General features: G+C 73.4%; 20 protein-coding genes and 1 pseudogene. 13 read left to right on the top strand and 8 right to left on the bottom strand.

The annotated features are described in order from the left end of the window. Positions 1 to 33: 33 nt before the first annotated feature. The 5 genes from H7827_RS04660 to H7827_RS04640 all read left to right on the top strand — a co-directional run bounded on the left by H7827_RS04660 (position 34) and on the right by H7827_RS04640 (position 3967). A complete protein-coding gene (locus H7827_RS04660) occupies positions 34 to 810 on the top strand; it encodes a pyrimidine reductase family protein (protein ID WP_200363515.1) in 777 nt (258 codons plus the stop codon). Positions 811 to 941: 131 nt separating this feature from the next. After that, positions 942 to 1409: a hypothetical protein gene (locus H7827_RS04655; protein WP_030730482.1), complete on the top strand. Its 468-nt coding sequence runs from the start codon at positions 942 to 944 to the stop codon at positions 1407 to 1409. Between the two features lie 109 nt (positions 1410 to 1518). Then, positions 1519 to 2922, top strand: coding sequence for a UDP-N-acetylmuramate--L-alanine ligase (gene murC, locus H7827_RS04650; protein WP_432742918.1), 1404 nt, complete (start codon positions 1519 to 1521; stop codon positions 2920 to 2922). A 26-nt stretch (positions 2923 to 2948) separates the two neighbouring features. Further along, on the top strand, positions 2949 to 3374 hold the full coding sequence (gene msrB, locus H7827_RS04645) for a peptide-methionine (R)-S-oxide reductase MsrB (RefSeq protein ID WP_432742916.1): 426 nt from the start codon (positions 2949 to 2951) through the stop codon (positions 3372 to 3374). Beyond that, complete coding sequence (locus H7827_RS04640) at positions 3371 to 3967, top strand: short chain dehydrogenase (protein WP_432742914.1); 597 nt, start codon at positions 3371 to 3373, stop codon at positions 3965 to 3967. The genes msrB and H7827_RS04640 overlap by 4 nt, the downstream gene beginning before the upstream one ends. On the opposite strand, the gene H7827_RS04635 is transcribed toward H7827_RS04640, so the two are convergent. The 3 genes from H7827_RS04635 to H7827_RS04625 form a co-directional block, all read right to left on the bottom strand. After that, complete coding sequence (locus tag H7827_RS04635; protein WP_432742912.1) at positions 3954 to 4910, bottom strand: carbohydrate kinase family protein; 957 nt, start codon at positions 4908 to 4910, stop codon at positions 3954 to 3956. The genes H7827_RS04640 and H7827_RS04635 overlap by 14 nt on opposite strands. Before the next feature lie 301 nt (positions 4911 to 5211). Next, positions 5212 to 6978 carry a malto-oligosyltrehalose trehalohydrolase gene (treZ, locus tag H7827_RS04630; RefSeq protein ID WP_432742910.1) on the bottom strand — a complete coding sequence of 589 codons (1767 nt, stop codon included), beginning with the start codon at positions 6976 to 6978 and terminating at the stop codon, positions 5212 to 5214. 28 nt (positions 6979 to 7006) lie between these two features. After that, positions 7007 to 7921, bottom strand: coding sequence for a GNAT family N-acetyltransferase (locus H7827_RS04625; RefSeq protein ID WP_432742908.1), 915 nt, complete (start codon positions 7919 to 7921; stop codon positions 7007 to 7009). A 226-nt stretch (positions 7922 to 8147) separates the two neighbouring features. Between H7827_RS04625 and H7827_RS04620 the strand changes: the two genes are divergently transcribed. Next, positions 8148 to 8702, top strand: coding sequence for an FHA domain-containing protein (locus H7827_RS04620; protein WP_386536833.1), 555 nt, complete (start codon positions 8148 to 8150; stop codon positions 8700 to 8702). Positions 8703 to 8885: 183 nt separating this feature from the next. Here the strand turns inward: H7827_RS04620 and H7827_RS04615 are convergent, their stop codons facing one another. Next, positions 8886 to 11738 carry an alpha-amylase family glycosyl hydrolase gene (locus tag H7827_RS04615; protein WP_432742906.1) on the bottom strand — a complete coding sequence of 951 codons (2853 nt, stop codon included), beginning with the start codon at positions 11736 to 11738 and terminating at the stop codon, positions 8886 to 8888. A gap of 123 nt (positions 11739 to 11861) precedes the next feature. On the opposite strand from H7827_RS04615, the gene H7827_RS04610 reads away from it, so the two are divergent. The 3 genes and pseudogenes from H7827_RS04610 (at position 11862) to H7827_RS04600 (ending at position 15530) form a co-directional block, all read left to right on the top strand. Beyond that, the gene (locus H7827_RS04610) at positions 11862 to 13091 is read left to right on the top strand and encodes an SAV2148 family HEPN domain-containing protein (RefSeq protein WP_432742904.1); all 1230 of its coding nucleotides are present in this window, start codon (positions 11862 to 11864) and stop codon (positions 13089 to 13091) included. A 62-nt stretch (positions 13092 to 13153) separates the two neighbouring features. Then, positions 13154 to 14254: a CDP-alcohol phosphatidyltransferase family protein gene (locus tag H7827_RS04605; protein WP_432742902.1), complete on the top strand. Its 1101-nt coding sequence runs from the start codon at positions 13154 to 13156 to the stop codon at positions 14252 to 14254. Beyond that, positions 14251 to 15530, top strand: a pseudogene (locus H7827_RS04600) (macrolide family glycosyltransferase). The gene H7827_RS04605 and the pseudogene H7827_RS04600 overlap by 4 nt, the downstream one beginning before the upstream one ends. Here the strand turns inward: H7827_RS04600 and H7827_RS04595 are convergent. Continuing rightward, positions 15499 to 16137 (bottom strand): TetR/AcrR family transcriptional regulator, encoded by a 639-nt coding sequence (locus H7827_RS04595; RefSeq protein WP_432742900.1) that lies wholly within the window; start codon positions 16135 to 16137, stop codon positions 15499 to 15501. The pseudogene H7827_RS04600 and the gene H7827_RS04595 sit on opposite strands and share 32 nt — an antisense overlap. Positions 16138 to 16180: 43 nt before the next feature. Between H7827_RS04595 and H7827_RS04590 the strand changes: the two genes are divergently transcribed. Next, positions 16181 to 16879 carry a 2-oxoglutarate/malate transporter gene (locus tag H7827_RS04590; protein WP_432742898.1) on the top strand — a complete coding sequence of 233 codons (699 nt, stop codon included), beginning with the start codon at positions 16181 to 16183 and terminating at the stop codon, positions 16877 to 16879. Positions 16880 to 16888: 9 nt separating this feature from the next. After that, a complete protein-coding gene (locus H7827_RS04585) occupies positions 16889 to 17464 on the top strand; it encodes a DUF1697 domain-containing protein (RefSeq protein ID WP_432742896.1) in 576 nt (191 codons plus the stop codon). A 13-nt stretch (positions 17465 to 17477) separates the two neighbouring features. On the opposite strand, the gene H7827_RS04580 is transcribed toward H7827_RS04585, so the two are convergent. The 3 genes from H7827_RS04580 to H7827_RS04570 all read right to left on the bottom strand — a co-directional run bounded on the left by H7827_RS04580 (position 17478) and on the right by H7827_RS04570 (position 18951). Beyond that, positions 17478 to 17903 carry a gamma-glutamylcyclotransferase family protein gene (locus H7827_RS04580; RefSeq protein WP_432742894.1) on the bottom strand — a complete coding sequence of 142 codons (426 nt, stop codon included), beginning with the start codon at positions 17901 to 17903 and terminating at the stop codon, positions 17478 to 17480. 64 nt (positions 17904 to 17967) lie between these two features. Further along, positions 17968 to 18435: a rhodanese-like domain-containing protein gene (locus tag H7827_RS04575; protein WP_386536858.1), complete on the bottom strand. Its 468-nt coding sequence runs from the start codon at positions 18433 to 18435 to the stop codon at positions 17968 to 17970. A 33-nt stretch (positions 18436 to 18468) separates the two neighbouring features. Then, positions 18469 to 18951, bottom strand: coding sequence for a cysteine dioxygenase (locus H7827_RS04570; protein WP_386536860.1), 483 nt, complete (start codon positions 18949 to 18951; stop codon positions 18469 to 18471). Positions 18952 to 18953: 2 nt separating this feature from the next. On the opposite strand from H7827_RS04570, the gene H7827_RS04565 reads away from it, so the two are divergent. Both H7827_RS04565 and ssuE read left to right on the top strand, forming a co-directional pair. Further along, positions 18954 to 19367, top strand: a complete 414-nt coding sequence (locus H7827_RS04565) for a putative leader peptide (RefSeq protein WP_432742891.1) — start codon at positions 18954 to 18956, stop codon at positions 19365 to 19367. Between the two features lie 205 nt (positions 19368 to 19572). Next, on the top strand, positions 19573 to 20136 hold the full coding sequence (gene ssuE / locus H7827_RS04560) for an NADPH-dependent FMN reductase (RefSeq protein ID WP_386536863.1): 564 nt from the start codon (positions 19573 to 19575) through the stop codon (positions 20134 to 20136). Position 20137: the final 1 nt, after the last annotated feature.

The following is a 20137-nucleotide window of genomic DNA, read 5'->3' as shown; positions in this document are numbered from 1 at the left end:
GCCGTGGTGGGACCGTATGTCACACTGCGCCCCATGCGACGCCTGCTGCCTCCCGCCCTCGATGTTCCGGATGACGCCCTCGACCGTCCCTGGGAGCCGGCCGAGCTGGCCGGGGTCTACGCCTACCCGCAGGAGCATCTGCACGGGCAGGGCTGGCTGCGCGCCAACATGGTCACCTCGGTGGACGGCGCGGCCCATCACGGCGGTCGCTCCCAGCCGCTGTCGCACCCGGCGGACATGCGGATCTTCGGGGTGCTGCGGGCGCTGGCCGATGTGGTGATCGTGGGCGCCGAGACCGTACGGCAGGAGCGCTACCGGCCCGCGCGGGAGCGTGCGGAGTTCGCCGCGCGCCGGGCGGAGGAGGGGCAGACGCCGGTGGCGGCGATCGCGGTGGTCTCGGCGAGCCTGCACCTGGATTTCTCGCTGCCGCTGTTCACGGAGCCGGTGGTGCCCACGATGCTGATCACCGGTCCCGCCGCCCCGCGGCACGGCCTGGACGCCGCCCGGGCGGCCGGCGCGGAGGTGATCACGGTGGGGGAGGGGGCCGAGGTGGATCCGCTGCGGGTGAAGGCCGAGCTGGTCAGGCGGGGCTATACCCGGCTGCTGACCGAGGGCGGTCCGCGGTTGCTGGGGGCCTTCGCCGAGGCCGGGGCGCTGGACGAGCTGTGTCTGACCACCTCGCCGCGGTACGCGGTGGGTACCGCCGGGCGGGTGATGAGCGGCCCGGGGATCGAGGTGCCGCGCGAGCTGGAGCTGACCTCGCTGCTGGAGGAGTCCGGCTTTCTGTTCGGGCGATACCGGAGGGTCTGACAATCTGCGGAATGGAACGTTCCGCTTATCCTGATGTGGGCAGACTGATGGCGCGACACCCCGTGCGTCCACGGGGAAGGATGGTTTCTGCTGCACCGGGCGGGACCCGGCCGCGAAGAAGGGCGCTGACCATGTTCACGAGCATCCTCATGATCGAAAAGCCACTGGTGCCCACCGACGTCGAGCTCGTCACCACGCTCCACGGGGACGAGGAGATGTCCTTCATCGTCCTCATGCAGCCACGCGGTGACCAGGACCGGCTGCTGCGCGCCCTCGACGACGTGGCCCTCGGCGAATTCGGCGACGCCGGACGCGAGGCCGACGAACCCGAGGACGAGGCCGCCCGCGAACCGGCCGAACGGGCGCTGACCCACTCCGTCGCCGCCCTGCGCGAGGCCGGCGCGCACGCGGTCGGGCAACTCGTCGACAGCCACCCGCTGCAACTGCTCACCGCCGTCGTGGCCGAGACCTCGGCCGACGAGGTCATCGTCCTGACCGCACCGCACCTGGTCGAGGAGTTCTTCCACCGCGACTGGGCCTCCCGCGCCCGGCACAAGGTCGACGTGCCGGTCCTCAAACTCTTCGCCCACGCGGAGTGACCCGCGCGGTGCGCCCGCCCCCGGACCGGAGTGCGACAATCGAGCGGCAGCGCAGACCAGGGATGATCGGCGCAGACCAGGGATGACCAGGGACAAGGGAGACACACGCATGACACCGGCGATCCCGCCCGCCATGGAACGGCCCCACTTCATCGGCATCGGCGGCGCGGGCATGTCGGGCATCGCGAAGATCCTCACCCAGCGCGGCGCCCTCGTGGCCGGCAGCGACTTCCGTGAATCGGCCACCGCCGCCGCCCTGCGCGAGCTCGGCGCCACCGTCCGCATCGGCCACGACGCCGCACACCTCGCTGACGGCACCAGCTGCGTGATCATCTCCAGCGCCATCCGCGACGACAACCCCGAGCTGGCCGCCGCCCGCTCCCAGGGCATCCCCGTGGTGCACCGCTCCGAGGCACTCGCCGCCCTGATGACCGACAGCCGCGCCATCGCGGTGGCCGGCACCCACGGCAAGACCACCACCACCTCCATGCTCGCCGTCGCGCTCGGCACCCTGGACCTGCACCCCTCCTACGCCATCGGCGGCGACCTGGACGGCCCGGGCAGCAACGCGCACCACGGCAAGGGCGAGCTGTTCGTCGCCGAGGCGGACGAGAGCGACCGCAGCTTCCACCGCTACACCCCCGAGGTCGCGGTGATCCTCAACGTCGAGCTGGACCACCACGCCAACTACGCCTCGATGGACGAGATCTACGAGTCCTTCGAGACGTTCACCGCCGCCGTGCGCCCCGGCGGCACCCTGATCATCAACGCCGACCAGGACGGCGCCCGCGTCCTCACCGCCCGACTGCGCGGCCGCGCCGACCTGCGGATCGTCACCTACGGCGAGTCGGCCGAGGCGGACGTCCGTGTCCTGGACGTCGTCCCGCACGGCCTGACCAGCACCGTCACCGTGCGACTGGCCGACGGCTCCGAGCTGGCCTTCGGCGTCTCCGTACCCGGCCGCCACTACGCCCACAACGCGGTGGCCGCGCTCGCCGCCGGCGTCGCGGCCGGGGTCCCGGCCGCCGCACTGGCCACGGCGCTCGGCTCCTACACCGGCGTCGGACGCCGCCTCCAGCTCAAGGGCGAGGCGGCCGGGGTACAGGTCATCGACTCCTACGCCCACCACCCCACCGAGATGACCGCCGACCTGGAAGCGGTGCGCGGCGCGGCGGGCGAGGGCCGGGTGCTGGTGGTCTTCCAGCCGCACCTGTTCAGCCGCACCCGGGAACTGGGCACCGAGATGGGCCAGGCCCTCGCCCTGGCCGACGCCTCCGTGGTGCTGGAGATCTATCCCGCCCGCGAGGACCCCATCCCCGGCGTCACCAGCGCGCTGATCACCGACGCCGCCACCCGGCACGGCGCTCGGGTGCACTCCGAACCGGAGGGCGGCAAGGACGCCGTGCCCGAGGTCATCGCGGGAATGGCCGGGCCCGGCGATCTCGTTCTCACCATGGGGGCCGGGGACGTCACCGACCTGGGACCGAAGATCCTGGACCGGCTGGCGCGGTAATCGTTGTGAATGAGGAGAGCGGAACCATGGGTTACGAGGTCGAGAAGACCGACGCGCAGTGGCGCGAGGAACTGAGCGACGAGGAGTACCGGGTCCTGCGCGAGGCGGGCACCGAGCGGGCCTTCACCGGCGAGTACACCGACACCAAGACCGTCGGCGTCTACAACTGCCGCGCCTGCGGCGCCGAGCTGTTCCGCTCCGGAACCAAGTTCGAGTCGCACTGCGGCTGGCCCTCGTTCTACGACCCGGCCGACAGCGACGCCGTGGAGACCAGGATCGACACCTCCCTGCCGGGCCGCCCGCGCACCGAGGTGCTGTGCGCCACCTGCGGCTCGCACCTGGGCCACGTCTTCGAGGGCGAGGGCTACGGCACCCCCACCGACCTGCGGTACTGCATCAACTCCATCGCCATCCGGCACGTGGAGGCGGAGCCGGGGACGGAGGCCGGGTGACGCTCGACGTCATCGTGATCGGCGCGGGCGGCACCGTGGGTGCCGCCGTCGCCGGCGCGCTGGAGGCACACGGCCACCGGGTGGTCCGTGCCTCCCGGCGCGGCCCGGCGCGCGTCGATCTCACCGAGCCCGCCACCGTCGACGCGCTGCTCGCCGCGCACGGGCCGGTGGACGCCGTGGTGTGCTGCGCGGCCAGCGGCGGCACGGCCCCGGTGGCCGGCTCCACCGACGCCGCGTTCTTCAGCGGCCTGGACGGCAAGCTCACCGGGCAGGTCGAGCTGGTCCGCAGGGCCCTGCCCCAGCTGCGCGACGGCGGCTCGATCACCCTCACCAGCGGCACCATCCCGGACACGCTGCGCGACGCGGCGCTCGGCCGCCTCATCAACGCCGGTATCGAGGCCTTCGTCCCCGCAGCCGCCAGGGAACTGCCGCGCGGCGTACGGCTCAACACCGTCAGCCCCGGCTGGATCCGCGAGACGCTGATCTCCCTGGACATGGACCCGGCCCCCGGTACCCCGCTGGACGAGGTCGCCGTGTGCTACCTGGAGGCCGTGGAGGGCAGCGCGCGCGGCCGGGTGTTCACGCTGGACTGACGGCCGCCGCGCCGTCCCCGCCGCCCGCACCGGCCAGCTCCGCCGCGAGCTCGGCAGCGGTCATCTGCCGCTCGTGGGTGCCCACCTGGGTACACGCGAACGCCCCCGAGACGGTGCCCGCCCGCGCACACTCACCGAGATCCCCGCCCGCGAACAGCGTGTACAGGAACGCCGTCACGAACGCGTCGCCCGCCCCGTTGCTGTCCACCACCGGCGCCGCCGGGGTCACCGCCGGAAAGTGCTGTACGGCCCCGTCCCCCTCCCGGCTCAGCAGATGGCAGCCGCGCTCCCCGTCCGTGGCCACCGCCAGCCGCGCCTTCCCCCGCTCCAGGATCAGCCGCAGCGTCTCCTCGATCCGGCCCCGCACCCCGGCCGCGCTCAGGAACACGTAGTCGGTGCGGAACGCCCAGGGATGGCTGTCCGGATTGACCCCGTCCCAGGCGTGCAGATCGGTCGAGGACGGCAGACCTCGGCGCTCCAGCTCACCGAACAGCTCCCGGTTGAACCCGGAACGGCACACGTGCACATGGCGCGCCCGGTCCAGATGCGGCCCCACGAACTCCGGGGGCAGCAGCAGATCCGCCGGATGCCGGCCGTCGTAGAAGGAGAACCTGCGCCCCGCCTCGTCCACCAGGTTGACGCTGCGCGGGGTGCCGTTGGGCGCGGGCAGCACATCGAAGCCGAGCCCGGCGGAGGTGAAGCGGCGCCGGATCAGGTCGCCCTGGAGATCCTCGCCGAGGAAGTCCAGGAAGTGGGTGCGCAGCCCCAGCGCGTGGAAACCCAGCGCGGCCCCGGTACCGGTGTGCGCCACGTAGTCGCGGATCGGCGGGACGTGCAGCAGGTCGGCGTCCGGCACCTCCAGACGCGGCACCCGCACGATCGTGTCCACCCCGGCGGCACCCACCACCAGGACGTCGTACGAGGGTTCGTTCGTGTGGCCCATGGCACCGATGATGCCAGCGAAACGGCTCGACCGGGGGAGCGGCGGCGGGGGTGCGGCGGTGGAGAGCCCCCCACCCCGGCGGTGCCGGCCGGAGGTCCGGAATGCCGCTCGGTCGCCGTGACGGCCAGGTCACGGCGCCGAACAGCGTTCCCGTGGACGGAGGCGCCGGAGGAACGCCTGGCACTCGCCCGGGCGCCGACCCGCGAAGCGGAGTCGCCGGAGGTCCTGCAACGGGTGCGCAAGCCAACGGGCCACGGCGTCCGGGACCTTCGCTACACCGCCGGCCCATCGCCGGGCGTGCTCACCACGCGCCGGACACGTCCCGGCCGTCGGCCGGGGTCAGGACCGCCGCCGACTCCGGCGGCAGCCGCAGGCCCGCCTCCGGGGCGGTCGGGGGTACGGGGTGGGTGGCCGCCAGCAGCGTGAGCAGGCACGGGGGGACGGCCACGGTCGCCGGGCGGTCGGGCGAGAAGTTCACCGCCACCACCAGCGGACCGTGGCACACCGTCAGCCACCGCTCGTCCTCGTCGTACCGGACCGTCACCGCCGACAGCGGCTGCCCCGGCGTCAGCAGCGCGCGGCGGATCCTGATCAGCCGCCGGTGCCACCGCGTGAGCTCCCGGTGGTCCTCCGCCGCAGGATGCCGCAGCACGGAACGGTCGCGGGTCGCCGGGTCCTGCGGGTCCGGGATGTCCCCGGCCGCCCAGCCGTGCGCCGCGAACTCCGCGCGCCGGCCCTGCCGCACCGCCTCCGCCAGCGCCGGGTCCTGATGGTCGGTGAAGAACTGCCACGGGGAGCCGGCCCCCCACTCCTCGCCCATGAACAGCATCGGCGTCAGCGGCCCGCACAGCACCAGCGCCGCCCCCAGCGCCGCCCGCGCCGGCCCGGCCTGGGCCGTCAGCCGGTCGCCCAGCGCCCGGTTGCCGATCTGATCGTGCGTCTGCGCGTACCCCACCAGCCGGTACGCCGGCGTCGCCGCCCGCTCCAGCGCCCGTCCGTGCCCCCGGCCCCGGAACGCCGAGTAGCCGCCGTCGTGGAAGAAACCCCCGGTCAGGGTCTTGGCCAGCGCGGCCATCGGGGTCCGTGCGAAGTCCGCGTAGTAGCCTCCCGCCTCACCCGTCAGCGCCACGTGCAGCGCGTGGTGGAAGTCGTCGGTCCACTGCGCGTGCAGGCCCAGACCGTTGCGCTCGCGCGGCGCGACCGTCCGCGGGTCGTTGCGGTCCGACTCGGCGATCAGGAACAGCGGCCGGCCCACCTCCAGCGCCAGCGCGTCCACCGCCGCCGACAGCTCCGCCAGGAACGGCAGCGCCCGGTCGTCCGCCAGCTCGTGCACCGCGTCCAGCCGCAGCCCGTCCAGCCGGAAGTCCCGCAGGAACGCCAGCGCGCTGCCCGCGAAGTACGCCCGTACCTCGTCCGAACCGCGCCCGTCCAGGTTCACCGCCGAACCCCACGGCGTGTGGTGCCGGTCGGTGAAGTACGGGCCGAACTCCGGCAGCCGGTTGCCCGAGGGCCCCAGATGGTTGTGCACCACGTCGAGGACCACGCCGAGACCCGCCCCGTGCGCCGCGTCCACCAGCCGCGCCAGCCCCTCCGGGCCCCCGTACGGCTCGTGCACCGCCCACGGCGCCACCCCGTCGTACCCCCAGCCGTGCCGGCCGGGGAACGGGCTCACCGGCATCAGCTGCACATGGGTGATGCCCAGCTCCGCCAGGCGTTCCAGCCGCTCCGCCGCCGCGTCGAACGTGCCCTCGGCCGTGAACGTACCGATGTGCAGCTCGTACAGCACCGCCCCCGGCAGTCCGCGCCCCGCCCACGGATGCCGCCAGAGGTACGCCCCCGGGTCCGTCACCGCCGCCGGGCCCTCGGGGCCCTCCGGCAGCCGGCGGGCCCGGGGGTCGGGCAGCACCGGGCCCTGGGGGTCGTCCAGCACGAAGCCGTAGCGGGCACCTGGCCCGGCCGCCGCGTCCGTACGCCACCAGCCGCCCGCGTCCTCACGCAGCGGCAGCCGCGCACCCTCCAGCCACAGCCAGACCCGGCGGGCCCGTGGTGCCCACACCTCGAAGCGCATGGACACCATGCTCGGGCCCGCCCCGGCCTCACGCCAGGCAGTAGCGGTGCTGTGTCACCGGATAGCCCGCCCGGGCGAACGCCTTGGCCATCGGCACATTGCCCTGGTCGGTGGCGGCGTGGATCCGCTCCGCGCCCTCCGCCGCCAGCTGCCGGGTGCACTCCACCAGCAGGTCGTACGCGTAGCCGTGACCGCGCTGCTCCGGTACCACGCCGATGAGGCCGACCACCGGGCTGCTCGGATTGTGGGCCGGCGCCTGGAAGCCGACCAGCTCACCCGCAGGGGTGTACGCCATACGCCACCACTCACGCGGCGAGGGACACCAGTTCAGGAACTCCAGCTCCTGCCGGGCGGCCCCGTCGGGGCCGTCCTGCGCGATCGCCCGCAGCGCGTGGGCGTCCAGCGTGGTGCTGTGGATGCGGCGCAGGACGTCCAGGACCACGTCGTCGTCCGGCTCGGGCCGGAACACCAGGCGCCCCGGCGCGTCGGGGATCCCGCACTCGGGGGTCCAGGTGTAGCGGAAACGTTCCACCAGCGGCTCGTAGCCGGCCTCGACCGCCGCCGAGATCCGTGCCCCGCCGGCCGCCCGGGCGAGCGGGTCGGAGCGCCAGCCGGGCGGCAGGATCAGCTCGTACCCGGGGCGCAGACCGCTGGCCCGCAGCAGGGCGGTGCCCGCTTCGGGGTCGGTGAAGTCGAACCAGTCCAGGGCGACCGGCTTGGTGTCGTCCGGCCCGCCCCAGTAGGCGGCGCGGGCCACGACCTCCCCGTCGCGCAGCGCCAGCCATACCCACTCGGGGCGGTACTCGCCGCCCTCGGCGATCGTACGGACCACGTTGTGCGGCGGGTCGAGCAGCGCGCGGCCGACCAGACCGGCGTCGGGGAGCGAGGTGAAAAGGGTGCTGCTCTCGCCCTCGGCGAGGCAGCGGAAGACCAGATCGGTCATGAGGGAAAGGGGTCCTTCCGGATACGGAGTGCGCGCGGCTTCCGTCCGGTCAGAGAACACGCCCGGGAACGAGGAGGCGGAAGCGGGACACGCGCGATGCGGTGACACACATGGCAAACGCCTCCTTCCCGGTCCGTGGGCGTGCCAGCACCGTACCCCGGTGCAGCGGGGGAGGGCCAACGAGTTATCTGGACAGAACCAACTCCCGTCCCGGAAACTTTGTTTCATGACCTCGATCGAGTCCGGTGTGCCCTCTCCGCGGATATCCGACGCGGATCGTGAGCGTGCCCTCGGCGCGCTGCGCGAGGGCATGGTGGACGGAAGGTTGTCCCACGACACCTTCGAGCGGCGGATGGAACAGGTCATGGGGGCCCGGCGTCCGGAGGAGCTCGCCCTGGCGCTGCGGGACCTGCCCGCCTGCGAGGGCCCGGCCGAACGCACCGGCTGGCTGGTGCAGACGGTGGGCCGGATCGCCTCCTTCCAGCACCGGATGTCCGCGGCGTGGCGGGCCGAGCGGCTGCCGCAGCTGGTGCTGCCCACCCCGGGGCCGCACCCGCTGTCGATCGGCCGGGCGCCGGGCTCGGCGCTGCGGCTCAACGACGGGAGTGTCTCGCGCTTCCACGCCCAGCTGACGGCCGACGTGGGCGGGTGGCTGATACGGGATCTGGGCTCGGCGAACGGGACCTGGGTGAACGGCCGGCGGGTGACCGACACGCTGCCCGTGCGGCCGGGGGACGAGGTGCGCTTCGGCGCCGTCTCGTACCGGTTGAGCCTGCGGTGAGCGGGTACTGAGCCCGCGCCCGGCAGGCCGGTGGCGCCGGGGCCCGACCCCGCCGCGGAAGCCGGTCTGCCGCCCGAGCGGGGGCTGGTGGTGTGGGTCGGCAGACCGGAGTTCCGTGGGTGATCGTGCCCGTGGGAGCGCTCCCAGTGTGCGGGCAGAGCAACGGCTTGTAAAGACGGCGCGTCAGAACCCGTCCCGGCGCACCAGCAGGGCGACCGGGCGGTCGGCGAACATCTCGGCGAGCCGGGCCTTGCCCTGGAACGCCGGCCGCCGCGCCGTCCGGCCCGTGTCCCGGCCGGCCAGCGCGTCGTCCCAGCGCCCGGGCGGCAGCGGCAGCACGGTGCTGTCCCAGCCGCCGGCGGCCTCCAGCGTCCTGGTGAGCCGGCTGACGGCGGTGAGCACCTGCCCGGACCGGGTGAACGCCAGCGCGTGGTCCCCGGTGGGCCCCTCGGCGGTCAGCGGCTCGTAGCCGGCGTGCGCGCCGAACCACTCGGGGTGTGCGCGGCGCAGCCGCAGCGCCACCGCGGTCAGCCACAGCTTCTCGGCGGGCAGGCCGGCGCCGGCCCCCGGGGCGGGGGCGGAGCCGGGGTCGGCCGCGCCGGACAGCGGGCGCTCCGGGAGCCGCGGCGGGCGGCGGTTGTCGGGGTCCACGAGGGCCCGGTAGACGCTCTCACCGCCCCGGTAGAGGTCGGGGACCCCGGGCATCGTCAGATGCAGCAGCGCGGCCCCCAGAACGTTGGCCCGGATCTGCGGCGCCAGTTCCTCGGCGAACCGGGCCACCGCGTATCCGGGCGCGCCGCAGGGGCCGCCCCGTACGAAGCGGTCCGCCGCCGCCTCGTAATCGGCGTCGGGGTCCGTCCAGGTGGTGCGCAGGGCTACCTCGCGTGCGGCCTTGAGGGTGGCGTCCAGCAGCCGGGACGGGTCGGGGTCCGGCGCGAGCGCGAACGCCGTCTGCCAGCAACTCCACGCCAGGTGCGGGTCGGGGGCGGACACCCCGGCGTGCGCGGCGCGTTCCGTCACCTCGGTGAGCAGTTCCGCCCACCCGAGCGGATGTTCGGTGAGCGTGGTGAGGGCGGCGCGGACGTCACCGCTGCGCTTGGTGTCGTGGGTGGCGTACACAGTGCCGGTGAGCGGCCACGCGTGCTGGATCCGGGCGCAGTGCGCGTGGAAGGCGGACACCGGCAGGGCGGGTTCGCCCGCATCACCGCCGACCTCGGCGGCGGACAGCAGCGGGGTGAAGCGGTATCCGGCACAGTCCTCGACGGCCTTGGCCCGCAGGGCGGAACTCACCTGGCCGAACCGCGCCCGGAAGTCCTGCGCGTCGCTCGTGGCGCAGGCGCCGGGGCCGGTGTCCGCGGTGCTCTCGGCGAGGAGGTGGAAGCCGGTGTCCGCGATGGCGGGTGACGTGGCGTCGGGCACAGCCGTCCGGACCCGCAGGGCCGGGTCGGCGCCTGACCCGCCCTCGTCCGGGGCCACCCGGCCGGCGGTCCGTGCCCGTGCGGTCGCGTCCGGCTCCGGAGGCGACCCGGCCCCTTCCCGCGCCGGGGTTCCGCCGCCTGTCGCATCCGCCGTACGGAGTCCGGCGTCACCCCGGTCACGGAGCGCCTGATCCCCGGTGGTTCCGGCCGTCCGTGCCGGCCCTTCGGCGGAGCGGCCGGCCGGGTCCGCGGGGCCCACCGGGTCGCACGGGGCGCCGGGCGCGGTCCGTCCCGGGGACCGGGCCGGGTCGGCCGCAGCGGTGTCGGGACCCTGGAGCAGCGCGTGGAGCGCGTCCACCGCCCGGGCCTCCGCCGCGGTGGTGACGGCGCACCGGGCGAGGTCGGCCGTGCGCGCGAGCAGGGTCGTGTCCTGCCGCGAGGGCGGGCGGTCCGCCGCGAGGTAGGGCCGGTAGACCGGGAGGTGCACCAGGAGTTCGCTCAGGGCGGTGCGCAGCGCCTCCGGCGTGTGCAGGTCGCCGCACAGGCGGTGCGCGGTGCGCAGGAGGCGGTCGCGTTCGGCGCACAGCTCCTCGGCGAGGATCTCGCGTGCGGCGCGCCGTACGGTCGGTTCCCAGGCGCCGCCGAGATCGGCCGGGGCGGCGGTGAACCGGCGGTGGTCGGCCGTGAGCCGGTCCGCGCCCACCGGGTCGGTGAGGACGGCGTCCACGTGGCGCAGTGCGTCGTAGCCGGTGGTGCCGGCCACCGGCCAGCCGGTGGGGAGGTGTTCGCCGGTGGCCAGGATCTTCTCGGCCACCACCCACACGTCCGGGCCGGCCCGCTGCCGCAGCCGGCGCAGGTAGCCCTCGGGGTCGGCCAGCCCGTCGGGGTGGTCGACGCGCAGTCCGCCGATCACGCCCTCCGCGACCAGCCGCAGCACCGTCGCGTGGGTGGCCTCGAAGACGGCCGGGTCCTCCACGCGTACCGCGATCAGGTCGCTGACGGTGAAGAACCGGCGGTACGTCAGCTGTGCGAGGCCGGTGCGCCACCAGCCCAGCCGGTAGTGCTGCGCGTCCAGCAGCGCCGGCAGCGGCAGGGACTCGGTGCCGGGGCGCAGCGGGAAACGGTGGTGGTCGCCGTGGCGCAGCGTGCCGCCCTCCACCCGCAGCGCGTCCCACTCCTCCCGCAGGGGTGCGCCCAGTACCGGCAGGGGCAGCCGTCCGCCGCCCGCCGCCCAGTCGATGTCGAACCAGGCGGCGGCGGGGGAGCCGGGGCCGTCCCGCAGGAGCTGCCACAGCGGGGCGTTGAGCCGGGTGTCGGCGGGGAAGGCCATGTGGTTGGGCACGATGTCGGCGATGATTCCCAGCCCGCGGGCCCGGGCCTTTTCGGCCAGGTCGCGCAGGCCGGCCTCGCCGCCGAGTTCGGCGCGCACCCGGGTGTGGTCGGTCACGTCGTAGCCGTGCCGGGAGCCGGGCACGGCCTCAAGGACCGGCGACAGGTGCAGGTGGGAGACGCCGAGCGAGGCGACGTACGGCAGGAGCCGGGTCGCGGCGTCGAATCCGGCGCCGGGCTCCAGCTGGAGGCGGTAGGTCGCGGTGGGGGTTCTGGGCACCTGTGTCATGACCGCCGCCCGCTCCGACTGCCGTGTCCCACGGCGTGGTTGAGTCCGTACCGTGCTGCGCGGCCGACCGCGCGCGCAGTAGGCTTCCTTGATCCAACGGCGGGGTGGAAGGCGGTGCAGGCGGTGAGCTCGTCCGGGCTTGAGCTGCCCTCGGGGAACGGGGGTGAGACCGCGGAGGCGCCCACCCAGGCGGTGCCCGTGCCGCGTCCCGTGGAGATCGGGGCCGATCTGGGCTGGAGCGAGGCGGACTGGTCCGAGGTACGCACCCGGGTGGAGCGTGCCGGGCGGGCATATGTCTGGCTCAATCTGGTCGAACAGCGCCTGCGCTCGGTGGTGGCCGCGGTGCTGCGCCCGGTGTACGAGCCGGTGCACGGCGAGGAGTGGGAGATCGCGGCGGCGGGCCCCGCCGGACAGGAGTGGGTGCAGCGGGCGGCGGCGCTGCGGGAGGTGAGCCGCCGCAAGGGGCTGGTGCTTGATCCGGCCGATGACACGGTGCTCGCCTTCCTGACGCTGCCTCAGTTGCGTGAACTCATGGTGCAGCACTGGCCCTGTTTCGCCCCGTATTTGGACAATCGTCGCGAGCTGGAACTGACGCTGGACGAGCTGGAGGTGGCGCGCAGCGCGGTCAGCCGCAACCGGGGGATGAGCCGGGCCGTGCTGGAGCAGGCCGAGCGCGGCTGCGCCCGGCTGCTGCGGCTGCTGGACTCCGGGGCGCCCGCGGAGGCCGGACGGTTGCCGGCGGACGCGGTGGAGCGGCTGGTGGGGGACCGGTTCACGGATGTGGCGGGGGTGCATCCGGACCGGGTGCGGTTGCAGCGGCAGCTGCCGCCGGAGGAACTGTTCGGGGGCGCCAGGCGGCTGGACGCGATGGGGACGGCGCTGGGGCTGCTGGTGCAGAACTATCCGGGGCGGCGGCTGGCGCATCTGGCGGCCTCGGGGTGCCGGGTGCGGCTGCTGTTCCTGAACCCGGCGAGCGGGGCGATGCGGCGCCGGGAGCGCGAGCTGGGGCTCAAGCGGGGGGAGTTGGGGCGCTCGGTGGAGACCAACATCCTCCAGGTGCGCCGGGTGCGCAGCAAGGTGCGCGATCCCGAGGCTTTCGACATTCATGTGTTCGATGAGATCCCCCGATTCAGTGCTTATTTCGTGGACGGTGACAGCCCGGACGGGGTGGCCGTGGTTCAGTCATATCTAAGGAGAATACGGGGAATGGAAACCCCGGTTCTCGTTCTCCGGCGCACGGGCCGGGAGATACCGCACCGAACGGACGCGGCCGCGGATGGCGAAATCACGCTTTTCGAAACCTACCGTGAAGAGTTCGAATGGGCCTGGGAGAATTCCCGGCCGGTTTCGTGACATCGCGCTCCGTGTGAAAGTGGTAGCGTCTTTCGGGTCCTATTTCCGCCTGGAAGCAGACCATGCGTCACGACATTCCCCCCCTGACAGAGGTGCGCCGGACCACGCAGAAGAAACGGGACGCGTGGTGGACCGTCCTGCTGGTGGACCCGCTCGCCACCCCCCTGGTGCGCTGGACCGCGCTGTGGACCAGGATCACGCCGAATCAGATCACCTGGCTGGCCCTGTTCTTCGGTCTCGGTGCCGCCGGCTGTTTTGCCTTCGGCACCTGGAACTGGCTGCTGGTCGGCGCCCTGCTCTATCACGTGAGTTTCGTCCTGGACTGCATGGACGGGAAACTCGCCCGGCTGACCGGGACCGGCTCAGTATTCGGCGCCTGGCTCGATTATGTGTTTGACCGGATCAGGGTATTGGTGTGCGCGGTCGCCCTGATGGGTGGCCAATTCTCCCGCACCGATGATGTGATCTATCTCTGGCTGGCGCTCGCGGTGGTCTTCCTCGACATGCTGCGGTATATCGACGCGCTCCAGATCTTCAAGATCCGGCACGGGATGCGCAAGCAGATCAAGGCCCGGGCCCGCCGCGCCAGGGAAGCCGAGAACGCCACCGAACTGGCTTTCATGGAAGATCTCCTGCGAGAGAATCCGGAGGCCGACGCCGATGCCGTCGCCGCCCATCACGGAGGCGAAACGGACACGGCGGCCGAGGCCGCCGAGGAGCGCGGGGTGCCCGCCCAGCGCGCCTCCGCCTCCCCCTCCGTCTCCGCCGTCGTCCCGGTCACCGTTCCCGCCCCGCAGGGGGACGCCCGGCCCGGCCGTCCGGTGACCGCCATCGTCGATCTGCACCGCGAGTTCCGTTCCCGGTTCCCCGGCTATCTGCGCCTGCGTGCCTTCCTCCTGCGGCACCGGATCCGTACCCACCTGGTGAGCGGCATCGAGTTCCAGATGGCGGTGTTCATCGTCGCCCCGGCGCTGAACGCCGTGGTCCCGGTGACCATCGGCGCGGGCGTGCTGCTGCTCGTCTTCGAGCTGGCGATCATCTACAAGCTGCTCCTGTCCACCCGGGACTTCGCCCGCACCCTGGACTCCTTCGACGCGGCCGAGAGCCGGCGGCGCGCCCAGGAGGAGGAAGCCGCGGAGTCCGGCGCACCGGTGGCCGGCTGAGCGACCGCGCCCCCTTCCAGTTGCACGAGACGTATCGTCTCGCTACGCTGGCGGCATGACCGCAGCCGCGCCGGCCCGCCGCGCCCACATCGCCATGTTCAGCATCCCGGCCCCGGGCCACATCTTCCCGAGCCTTGAGGTCATCCGTGAACTCGTCGCCCGGGGCCACCGTGTCACCTACGCCATCCCCGAGTCCTTCGCCGACACCGTCGCGGAAACCGGGGCCGAGCCGAAGACGTACTCCTCGCTCCTCGGCGTCGAACAGGAGTGGGGCGAGGAGTACCTGGACCAGGTGGAGCCCTTCCTGGAGGACAACATCCGGATGCTGCCCCAGCTGGCAAAGGCGTACGCGGGCGACGAGCCCGATCTGGTGCTGTTCGACATCGCCCCGTTCTGCGCCCGGATACTCGCGCGCCGCTGGCAGGTGCCGACCGTCCAGCTCTCCCCGTGCATGGTCGGCTGGAAGGGCCTGGAGGAGGTCGTGGCCCAGCAGGAGAAGGACATGAGGGGCAGTGAGCGCGGTCGCGCCTACCTGGACCGCTTCCAGGGCTGGCTGGACGCGAACGGCTTCGCCGGTCTCGCACCGCTGGAGTTCATGGCGCGCCCCGGCCGTACGCTCGCGCTCATCCCCCGGGCCATGCAGCCGAACGCCGACCTCGTGGACACGGACGTCGCCACCTTCGTCGGCGCCTGCCAGGGAACCCGCGCCCATCAGCAGGAGTGGGTGCGCCCGGCGGCGGCCGCGGGCAAGCGGCTGCTGCTGATCTCCCTCGGCTCCTCCTACACCGACGAGCCGGAGTTCTACCGCGCCTGTGTGCGGGCGTTCGGCGATCTGCCCGACTGGTACGTGGTGCTCCAGATCGGCTCCAGGGTGAGCGCGGAGCAACTGGTGGACGAGGGGGAGCGGCTCCCGGGGAACATCGAGACCCACTCCTGGGTGCCGCAGCTGTCCATCCTGCGGCAGGCCGACGCGTTCATCACCCACGCGGGCATGGGCGGCAGTCAGGAAGGACTGGCCAACGCCGTCCCGATGGTCGCGGTGCCCCAGGGCGCCGACCAGTTCGGCAACGCCGAGCTGCTGGCCGGACTCGGCGTGGCCCGGCACCTCCCCAAGGCCGAGGCGAGTGCCGAGGCCCTGCGTGCCGCCGTGCTCGGCCTCGCCGGTGATCCGCAGGTCGCGGCCCGGCTGCGGGAGATCCGGCGGGGGATGGCCGCCGAGGGCGGCGCCCCGCACGCCGCCGACCTCATCGAGGCGGAGCTGCCAGCAACTCCCTGACCAGGGCCGCGCCCCACCACTCCTCGATCCGCCCGGGCGGCCAGCCGCGCTCGGCGGTGAGCGTGGTGTACACGTCGATGGTGCACAGCGCGGCGTAGATGTCGATGGCCGACGGGATGTCGAGGTCCGCGCGCAGCGTGCCGTCGGGCCACGCGGCGAACACCTGCGCCCGGGTCGCGTCCCCGCGCCGCCGCCCCTCCTCGTACGCCGTCGCCAGCTCGGGCTCGGTGCGGCCCGCCTCGCGCAGCAGGAGGATCACCTCACCGGCCCGCTCGTACAGCCGCCGGTCGTAGGCGGCCATCGCCGCCAGCTGCCCTACGGGATCGCCCTCCGCCGCCTCCAGTTCGGCCACCAGGCGGTCCACCCCGGCGGAGAGGTCGGCGGCGTCCGCGACCGCCCGGATCAGCCCCGTCTTGTCGCCGTAGGCCGCGTAGACGGTCGGCACGGAGACCCCCGCCTCGTCCGCCACCGCCCGCACGGTGGTGGCGGCCCAGCCCTGGCCGGTGAACAGCCGGCGCGCGGCCTCGGCGATCCGGGCCCGGGTGCGGTGGGCCTGGGCGGTGCGGTGCAGGGACGCGTAGCGGCGCTTGGCCGGTTCGCTGGCCATGGGGGTGGAGCCTCCTTGGGTTGTCGCTGTCTATATTGAATATATGGCTACTCTAGTGAATATTGGCCGACGGCGCCGCGCCCTGCCCTTCTCCCGGCTCGGTGGGTTCGCCGCCCTCGGCTTCGCCACCATGATCGTCCTCAGTAACGCGGTGCTGGTCCCCATGGGACTGCCCACCCCCGGCGCCGGGCTCGCGGAAGCGCGCGACTTCTACGGGTCCGCCCCGGCCGCGCTGCCGGCCGTCCTGGCCCTGGGGCCCCTGACCTGGGCGCTGTCGACCGTCTTCGCGGCGGCGGCCGTCGCCGTGCTGTGGCGCGCCGAGCACGTCCACGCCACCGCCTGGTCACTGGTCGGCCTCGCCGGTGTCCTCCTGCAGAACGGCACCTTCGCGGCGGTCACCGCGCTGCGCCTGGCCCTGGCCGACGGGGGCGCCGGCACCGGCGGACTGTGGGCGCTCCAGGACGCGCTCTTCCTCCTCAACGGCACCTTCCTGGGCCTCGCGCTCACCGGCTTCTCCCTCGCCGGAGTGCGCGCCGCGGTGATCGGGCGCCGGCTGGGCGGGCTCGGACTGCTGGCCGCCACCCTCCACTTCGCCTCGGCCACCCTCACCCCGCTGATCACGGGCGGCGACGGTCCGCTGGGCCTGCTCGGCCTCATCGGCTGGCTGCTGTGGGTGATCTGGCTGGCCGGGTACGGCAGGGCGCTCGTCCGGCTGCGGGGCACTGTCGGTGGCGGCTCCTAAGCTGCGGGCATGACGGAAGGTACCGAAGCGCGGCCCGCCCGGTTCGTGGCGCTGCTGCGCGGGATCAATGTCGGCGGACACCGCAAGGTCCCGATGGCCGACCTGCGGGCGGTGCTCACCGAGCTGGGGTACGGGGCACCGCGCACACATCTGCAGAGCGGCAACGCGGTCTTCACAACGGCGCCGGGCGCCGACCCCCGGGCACTGGGCCAGGAGTTGGCGGCGGCGCTGGAGCGGCGGTTCGAGTTCGCCGTGGACACCCTCGTGCTCAGCGCGGAACAACTGCGCGCCACCGTACGGCGCTGCCCGTACGACACCGACGGGCTCGACCCGGCCAAGCTGCTGGTGCTCTTCCTCGACCGCGCCCCCGACCCCGCAGCCCTGGACCGCCTCGACCCCGGGCGCTACGCGCCCGACACCTTCCGGGCCGGTGAGCGGGAGGTCTTCGCGTACTTCCCGGACGGCATGGGGCGCAGCAAGCTCGGCGACGCCCTCACCGGCGCGCTGAAGGGCCATGTGGCCACCGGGCGGAACTGGCGCACCGTTCAGAAGCTGCTGGAGCTGGCGGGGGAGGAGCCGGGCTGACCCCGTTCCGGCGTCAGCGGGCGAGCCAGTCGCCGCTCGGGATCGGGGTGCCCGTCGTGCGCAGCCGGGTGGCCAGGGGGTCCGCCGCCAGGTACGTCCAGGCCCGGGTGCCGTCCAGGACGCGCACCACCAGCCGGTCGTAGTCCGGGCCCTCCAGCCGGTCCAGAGTGGCCAGCACCTCGGCGAAGGCCGGCTCCGCGACGTACATCAGCTCCCCGGTGATCGTGGCCCGGGCCCCTCGGGCGGGGGAGGCCTCGTGCCCGCCGTCCGGGACGGCCACCGCGTACGGGAAGCCGGGCCCCTCGTACAGCATCGCGCCCGCCAGGACGGCGGGCTCCTCCCGGGCGGTGCGGCCGCGCAGCGTCCACGCGTAGTGGCGCTGCCCGGCGCGCAGGGTGCCGTAGACGAAGAAGGGCAGGGGTTCGGCTAGCGCGGGCATGCCGGTCATCCTGCCCGTTCCGTCTGTATCAGGGCGCCCACTGGCGGTAATCGGTCTGTACCATTTACGATGACGGACCCGCCGGGGTGGGAGAGGGACCCGGCCGGTGGTTGAGCTGCGTGTCGCCGCGTAGGGGGGAATCGCCGGTCGGGTCTGGGACGGTCACGGGCAGCCCGGCCCGCCGCCACGCCTGGAAACCGCCGATCAGATCGGTGGCCCTGCGCAGCCCGATCGCCCGCAGCGAGACCGCCGCCAGCGAGGAGGCGTACCCCTCGTCGCACAGCACGATCCAGTGCACATCACGCCCCGTGGCCTCCGGCACCGACGCGCCACTGGCCGGGTCGCAGCGCCACTCCAGATGATTGCGCTCGATGATCAGCGCGCCCGGGATGGTGCCGTCCGCCTCCCGCTGGAAGGCGGGCCTGGTGTCCACCAGGACCGCGCCCGCCCGCCGCGCCGCCTGCGCCGCGTGCGGATCGAGCCGGTCCAGGCCCGCGCGCACCGCGGTCAGATGCTCATCGATCGTCGTCATGGCTCAGCCTCAACTCCCCGTGCGTTCCCGGTCTCAGTCGTCGATCGTGTCGGTGCGGTCCAGCAGCAGCGCGCCGTCCGCCCCCAGCCGGTAGTAGTTCTGCGAGGCCAGCGCCGGCCCGTACGCGTGGACGCTGAGCGCCGGCTCGGTGCCGCGGTTGCTCACCCGGTGCGCATAGCGCGGGCCGAACGACCGCAGCCCGCCCACCGGAAGCCGTCGCGCCCCCGGAAAGGTCTCCTCGCTCAGCGTCCCCTCCACCACCGTGAACGCCCCGGCCGAGCCGCCGTGGTCGTGGATCTCGGTGCCCTGTCCCGGCAGCCACGTCAGCAGCCACACCTCGTACCCCTCGGCGCGGTGCAGCCGGTGGTACCAGCGCTCGGGCGAGGTGAAGCGGGCCAGCGCCCGCCACGACTCGGGCCGGGCGGCGACCCGGCGCACGGTCTCGGCCAGCCGGGCGGGGGAGAAGGGGACCTCGGTGGCCGCGGACGAACGGGGCGGGGCGGAGAAAACAGACATGGATGACCTCTTGCGCGGTGCCGGATGCGGTGGGCGGAATGCGGGACGCCGCGCCCACGGCTGACACCGGGCGCGACCGTCAGGGACGGCCGCGGCGACACAGCGCGCTGGCCACGCGGACAAAGTCCACGTGCTGCCTGGTAAAGAAGCGCTTGCCGGTCGACATGGGGGTCACATTGGCAGCCCACCCGCGCCCCGGTCAAGCGGCCCCGACTTTTCACGGACGTCATCCGGCGAAATATGACCCACTCCCGTTTGCCGTTGTTCCAGCAATTGAGACGGAGCGGCAATACCTTGACGGCGACCGGAGGTTGCTGGCAAGCTCACGTACTGTGAGTCAAGCTGACGTTCTCGTGACGCGCCTGCACGTCGATCTGCGACGGCAGGCCAGCGCTATCTGTGCCAACGGCCACTGAACACAGCACAGCTGACCTTCTCCGGCCCGCAGCGGCCGTGAATCTCCGGCACCAGCCGCGTCTTTGAATCCCCACCGCCGGCGGGCGGTATCCCGTCATTCCCGCGGCTCCATCCGGAAATCGCGCCACCGCACCACCCGGCCCTGCCCCGCCATGCCCGATTTCCCCGGCCCTAATCTGGTTTTCGATGAACCCGGAGTGATTCATGACGCACATTCTCGCGGTATCGGCCAGTCCGACCAGGGAATCGCGCACCGCCGCACTGGTGCAGCACGCCATCGACCGGCTCTCGCTCACCGGATTCGACGCGGGGCACCTGGTACTGCGGGAACTGCCGGCCGAGGAACTGCTGGGCATCCGCCGGCCGGGCGCCGTGCTGCGGCGCGCGCTGGAGGATGTCGCCGTCGCGGACGGGCTGATCGTCGCCACCCCCGTGTACAAGGCGGCCTACACCGGCCTGCTGAAGACCTTCCTCGATCTGCTGCCGCAGTCGGGTCTCGCGGGCAAGACGGTGCTGCCGCTGGCCACCGGGGGCGGCTACGCCCACGTCCTGGCCATCGACTACGCGCTGCGCCCGGTGCTCACCGCACTGCGCGCCCGGCACGTCGTCGGCGGCTGTTACCAGCTGGAGGACGACATAGCCCGCCGCCCCGACGGATCCGCGCAGATCCGTCCCGAGGCCGAACTGCGCCTGTTCGACGCGATCGACGACTTCATCGAAGCGCTCCCCGCGTCCACCGCCGCCGGTTCCGCGCCCTTGCCGCAGTGAC

It is taken from the genome of Streptomyces sp. JH002 (assembly GCF_050916115.1).
GTDB classification, from domain to species: domain Bacteria; phylum Actinomycetota; class Actinomycetes; order Streptomycetales; family Streptomycetaceae; genus Streptomyces; species Streptomyces xiamenensis.
The sequence above is the reverse complement of the archived record's forward strand: the minus strand, read 5'-3'. Positions and strand labels throughout refer to the sequence as shown.